Here is a 4595-nt window from a genome sequence, read left to right on the forward strand (position 1 = left end):
ATTCACGCAACCGTTGTTGATTTATATGTTGGATGTAAGGTGAGCACTAGGGACATCATATGCCATTTAAAAAACACTATGGATTATCATCTTTCGATTGGCTCGGTCACGAATATTCTTGCGCTGCGCGCCAAGGAAGGCGTAACGCCGAGGCGCGTAGTCCCTGGTAGCCTTAGAGCCGGATGTTTTTCCGCAGGAAAAATATAAGGCATCCGACAAGGCGTCAGTCATTGTGGGAGGCAAATGCTTTGCTCGTTCAGAGCAAACATTAACGGACGCAGGACGGCCAGGGCCTTTAGCTTCGCGCGTTGGCGAGTCGATTTCGGGGACTCGGATGTCCCGGAATCTTTCACGAGGTAGCGCGACCCTTTATAATCTGACCAATTAGTTAGCTTATATTTCTGTTTTGGAACGTTCCAGCCTTTCTTTTGAGGATATTTATTCGGCATTATTGAGCGGTAACCACATAGAATTTAAAGGGCTCAGAGCATATCATTATTTTCTGAATCCTTGCTTATAATGGTCTAGTATTGAGCTAAGAAACAAAGCCGCATTGATTCGTCCTCGCTCTCCCCACGCACGCTGTCCATAACAACAACGCCCTAAGCATTGGTGACCATTCCTGACACAAAGCGCAGATTCTATCCTGGCAAACAACTTTTTGCGACAAAGCCTTATTGAGCTAAGGAACAAAGCTTTTTACGTTAATGGTTGGTTGCACCTTTTCCGTTACCTCTCCGCGATTTGCAAAAAAAACTGGTAGTGTACTGACTGACTTGGGAGTCGTCAGTATTGGTGCCGAAGATGTGGGCTTTGGTGTTCCGGATACCTCGTTATACTTATCAAGGGTTCGCTTTTTTGAAAGAAGTTTGTTAATTTTGCTGTGGTCCATGATGCAGGCAAAGTCTAGTAGCGACAAAGGCAGCACAGTCTCATTGTCGAGTATATTGTTCCTACTAAAATAGGTTTCTATTTTTTTTGAAGCATCCGACGCTTCTTCCGCGAAGTTAAGAAGGCTCTTTTTTGTGATTTTAATTTGCACATCCAAATTTACACCGTAGTCTATTAAGAAATCCAACATCGATTCTCGCCCATGCAGCACTGCGTAATGAGCAGGTGTGAAGCCATCATTATTTGGTTTATTTAAGTCAGCACCAAGGGAGTGTAGTGTGCGAAGTGTTGCGTTATGCCCCTGCTGTGCTGCGATATGGGCAGGTGTGAGGTCATTATGCTGTTGTGAATTTAAGTCAACACCAAGGGATTTTAGTGTGCGAAGCACGGCGTCATGCCCCTGCTGTGCTGCGACATGGGCGGGTGTGTAGCCATTATTTGATGTTTGATCTAAGTCAGCACCCAGGGATTTTAGTGTCCTAAGCACGGCGTCATGCCCCTGCTGTACTGCGACATGAGCAGGTGTGAAGCCATTATTATTTGGTTTATTTAAGTCAGCACCCAGGGATTTTAGTGTGCGAAGCGTTGCTTCATTATTTTTCAGCGCTGCGAGATGAGCAGGTGTGAAGCCATCATTATCTGGTTTATTTAAGTCAGCACCCAGGGATTTTAGTGTCCTAAGCACGGCGTCATGCCCCTGCTGTGCTGCGAGATGAGCAGGTGTGTAGCCATCATTTGCTGTTTGATCTAAGTCAGCACCCAGGGATTTTAGTGTCCTAAGCACGGCGTCATGCCCCTGCTGTGCTGCGACATGGGCGGGTGTGTGGCCATTATTTGATGTTTGATCTAAGTCAGCACCCAGGGATTTTAGTGTGCAAAGCACGGCGTCATGCCCCTTCTGTACTGCGAAATGAGCAGGTGTGAAGCCATCTTTCTCTGGTATATTTAAGTCGACACCAAAGGTTTTTAGTGTCATAAGCATGTCGTTATCGCCCTTACCTGCTGCAAAATGGGCCACTTGGGATCCTGAGTCGCGATAGATGGCTCCGTATGATTTCATGTATTTTAAGATATTTTTTAGCGTCTGATTTTTTTCAAATCCAAGGCTTGTTATCCATGGAGTCATATCATAATTGCTTGCTACAACTCTCACAAACGCGTGAAAAACAGACTCATTTTTAGTTAAATAGTTTTTTAATGGTTTAATTTCTTCACTAGAGTTTTTTATTTGCAGCTTGTTTAATAGAGAGAGGGTCGTCTTTAAGTATTGGTCGGTGACCTCTTTTAGATCTTTCTGTAAGAGATTGCCAATTATTTTAGCAGCTTGCGATGGTTCTTTTGGTGGTAAGGGTTGCTTTACGCTCTTAATTTTTGTATCTTTTTTGGCAGATGGACTCGCAGGAGGTTGCTTTAGCAAGTCGTTAAGCGGTTTTACGTCTCTTTTTTCGGACGTAGCGTCTTCTTTAACGAGCAATGCAGTGGTATTCGGAGAGGCGTTTTTTTTAAGCTGGATTTTCGATTGAGCAAACTGCTCGAACTCATCCGATTTTCCTCCTAATTTTCCGGTAAAAATCAAGCGGGCCAAATCATTGTTGCCGGCCTGTATTTGCCTTAAAATCTCATCGTCCCAACTGTCTTTTATTTCAGCCACCAAGTCTTTGTCTGGTAAAGGCTCTTTCGTGATCAGGGTCTTTATAGACTGTATTATCGGGTGATCATCACGCGCGTCCGGCTCGCATATCACAAGTACCCCTATCGTGCGGGTATAGCTTGTGTAAATCGTATTGAAATCGAGGGTAAATCCACACTCTGCGTCTCCTTTAGGCCGATGGGTTGGTTCGGGGGCATCCCCGAGTTTAGCTAATTTTTTTTGCACCTTTTTGAGAAAATCTGGTCTATAAAGCTTATAGGTTATTACGACAGGGTATTCCAAACCCTTGGCTTGCTCTGGGGTCATGATGAGTAAGGAGTCTTTAAAAAGACTCCGGGCTTCTTCAATGTGCTCTTTTAGAGTTATTATTGCACAATGAGGCCCTTTTATTTGCTGCATTAGCCATGAGCTTTTTTGAATTGACTCTTTATCAAATAAAACTACATGCCCAAGTCGCTCTGTTTCTTGAGCACTTTGTGTCTTAATGAATTCTTCGCGATCGGCAATCCCACCAACACACCGAACCTTGAGGCTGTTAATAGTGTTAGCAACAGCGACGACATTTAGCGGGCAACGGTACATTTTATAAAGCAAGACGTGGTTAGTGATACCACATTGTTGTCTAAGAAAAGGTCTTTTTGATTTTTCTTCATTTAATTGCTGATGGCTGTCGACAAAATAAAGGATACGTTTATCTTTTGCGAGGGTCATTAAAGTACGTAATTGTTGATTCGAAAAGTCTTGAGCCTCATCAACCACAATCATTGAATAGAGCGAGTGTGTACTCCAGATATGAAATGCCGGGTCAACCAGATTTGATTCCTTAAGGTATTTAAGATAGGCTTCATAAGTGAGATAGAGACCTCCTCTTTTGTCCTTATCTAAAGAAGACTGCTCTGTGCTGAGCTTCTCATAATCCTCCTTCGAATACCCCGATGCAATATAGCACTCTTGATACGCTGTGTCAGCATCGACCATGTTGGGGTGAGAATCTTCTCTGAACTTGGTTGTCTTTTGCTCATGCTTGACGCGCTTTTGGTACCAGCTAATAAATTCCTCTCGGCCAACCATTTTGCTGACCAATTCTAATTCTTGAAGTAATTCGGTAAAAGTTTTAAATAATACTGGTCGTTCTCTTTCGTCATGCGGCAACTCATGAAATGAAGCCTCCATCGCGCGCGCTAACGCGGTTGATTGTGTGATATAAAGCGAGGGGAGATGAGCGAGTTCTTCACCCAAGCTCAACTGGGTTTGTTGCTGGTACAGTCGCATTAACGCAGTAATACTCTTGCCACCACCAGCAGGACCACTGCATAACGCAGGTAACGCTACCTGTAACGCCTTTTCCTGATTTAGATCTAATTTAATCATTTGGCGCTGATAAACATCTATTATCCCACATGGTTCGTAAGTTTCTTGTGAAAATATTTTTTTAGCTAGAGGTTCCAACATAGGAGCATCTTCGGCTATCGTCGCAAGCTCTTTCTCGAGATATTGTTTTAAAAACCCTGACTTTAAAAACCTACTTTTTTCGTACTCATGATTGGGTAAATACTCTAAAACCAACAAGCATCGATGACCATTTATGGTTTGCACTGTAAACAATAAGCGTGCTTTTTTGCTTATTCGAAAACTATATAAATCATAACCTTTTAGCTTCTCTAAATCACTTGTGTGGTAGTCTCCTTTCAATAAAGACCGTATCTCCTCTTGATGCTCATCTAATAAATTGTTATTACCTACAGCCCTACGTAATTGATATATTCTCATAAAGTTGTTACTACACGATTTAAATGGTTTTTATTTTATCATAAAGTATTGTTAGGGGGCAACTCATGGACCTAAGGAGCGCACGGTAAACGCATCTAAATTTGTCCAATCACTTTAGCCAGGTACCCAATGTATAATGCCCGGCACCGTCAACTGGGAGTATAATTTTTATGGTTGACAATAGATGTTAAAACGGTAATACTAGCTTCAATTAAAAACCTGTTAGGTGCTATTGTGGCAAAGTATTATCGAGTCATATTTGAAGAATATGATATGAAGCCTT

General features: G+C 42.5%; 2 protein-coding genes. One reads left to right on the forward strand and one right to left on the reverse strand.

The genetic code is table 11. The features are described from left to right. Positions 1-207, forward strand: a 207-nt coding sequence (locus ELY15_RS16465; RefSeq protein WP_233586770.1) for a hypothetical protein, incomplete at its 5' end; no start/stop codon positions are given. A gap of 475 nt (positions 208-682) precedes the next feature. On the opposite strand, the gene ELY15_RS13605 is transcribed toward ELY15_RS16465, so the two are convergent. Then, on the reverse strand, positions 683-4312 hold the full coding sequence (locus ELY15_RS13605; RefSeq protein WP_127100953.1) for an ankyrin repeat domain-containing protein: 3630 nt from the start codon (positions 4310-4312) through the stop codon (positions 683-685). Between the last annotated feature and the right edge of the window lie 283 nt (positions 4313-4595).

It is taken from the genome of Legionella sp. km772 (assembly GCF_003989735.1).
Taxonomy (GTDB): Bacteria; Pseudomonadota; Gammaproteobacteria; order Legionellales; family Legionellaceae; genus Legionella.

What these genes read in the sequence shown, in the direction of transcription:
- ELY15_RS13605 (WP_127100953.1), bottom strand. Translation starts at nt 4,312, where the DNA reads ATGAGAATATATCAATTACGTAGGGCTGTAGGTAATAACAATTTATTA.